Source organism: Streptomyces sp. NPDC002130 (genome assembly GCF_040296465.1).
Taxonomy (GTDB): domain Bacteria; phylum Actinomycetota; class Actinomycetes; order Streptomycetales; family Streptomycetaceae; genus Streptomyces.
The window spans coordinates 1-1,352 of sequence record NZ_JBEOXI010000895.1 but is presented as its reverse complement, the minus strand read 5'-3'; the positions used below and the strand labels follow the sequence as shown (position 1 = coordinate 1,352).

Sequence of the window (1,352 nt, the reverse complement as noted above, 5' to 3'; positions counted from 1 at the left end):
GGACTGAACAAGCCGGTCAACGACCTCTCGCGTGGAGCGTTGGTCCAGGACATCGTCAACACCGTGGCTATCACGGCAATTCAGGCACAGGGAGCGCAAGCGTGAGCGACGGCACCGTACTGGTCATCAATTCCGGCTCGTCATCCATCAAATTTCAACTCGTTCATCCGGATACAGCGGAATCGGTGGCGCACGGCCTCATCGAGCGCATCGGTGAACCAGACGGCCACATCGTCTACAACCACCGCACCGGAGTCGAAGACCGAAGCCTTCCGATCGCCGATCACCGCGCTGGTCTGAAGATGGTGCTCGACATCGTCGCCGAGGTCGGACGGCCGCTGAGCGAGGCAGGAATCATCGCAGTCGGTCACCGAGTCGTGCACGGCGGCGACATCTTCTATTCGCCGACGCTCATCGACGACGGCGTCGTGAAAGCCATCGCGGATCTGTCGAACCTTGCGCCGCTGCACAATCCGGCCAACGTGATCGGTATCGAGGTGGCGCGCGAAGAACTGCCGGACGTTCCGCACGTAGCCGTGTTCGACACGGCGTTCTTCCATACGTTGCCTGCCGCAGCGTCCACGTACGCGATAGATCGGGATGTGGCCAAGGCCAACCAGATTCGCCGGTACGGCTTCCACGGGACCTCACACGAATACGTGTCTGGATGAGTCGCGGACTTCCTCGGCAAAGATCCGGCCGAGCTGAATCAGATAGTCCTGCACCTCGGAAACGGCGCTTCGGCCTCGGCGATCAAGGGCGGCAAGGCCATCGACACCACGATGGGCCTCACCCCGCTCGAGGGCCTTGTCATGGGTACTCGCAGCGGCGACATCGACCCAGGCATCATCTTGCACCTCAACCGCAACTCGGGAATGAAGGTCGACGAGATCGACGACCTCCTCAATCGTCGTTCCGGTTTGAAGGGGCTTTCGGGAGTCAATGATTTTCGTGCTCTGCTCGCACTGATCGAGGGCGGCGACGACGACGCACAACTTGCGTACGACGTTTACGTCCACATGCTGCGTAAGTACATCGGCGCCTTCATCGTTCAACTCGGCGGCGTCGACGTCATCACCTTCACCGGTGGCGTCGGGGAGAACAACATCGACGTACGACGCGACAGTCTGGCCGGCCTCTCCCGTCTGGGCATCGAGGTCGACCCGGCTCTCAACGAGGCGAAGAGCCGCGACGAGCGTCGTATCTCCGCATCCACGTCGGACGTCGAGGTGCTGGTGGTCCCCACCAACGAGGAGTTGCCTCGATGGAGGCCCGCTACCTGCCCGAGGCGTACTACGCGCGCATGGGCGAGAAGTTCGCCGAGCAGACCGGCGGCAGGCGCTGGATCCGGT

General features: G+C 62.1%; 1 protein-coding gene and 1 pseudogene. Both read left to right on the top strand.

The genetic code is table 11. The annotated features are described in order from the left end of the window. Nucleotides 1–105, top strand: a 105-nt coding sequence (locus ABT116_RS46740) for a phosphate acyltransferase (RefSeq protein ID WP_502984083.1), incomplete at its 5' end; no start/stop codon positions are given. Beyond that, nucleotides 102–1,199: pseudogene (locus tag ABT116_RS46735) on the top strand (acetate kinase); the annotation flags it as partial. The gene ABT116_RS46740 and the pseudogene ABT116_RS46735, both read left to right, overlap by 4 nt. Nucleotides 1,200–1,352 lie beyond the last annotated feature (153 nt).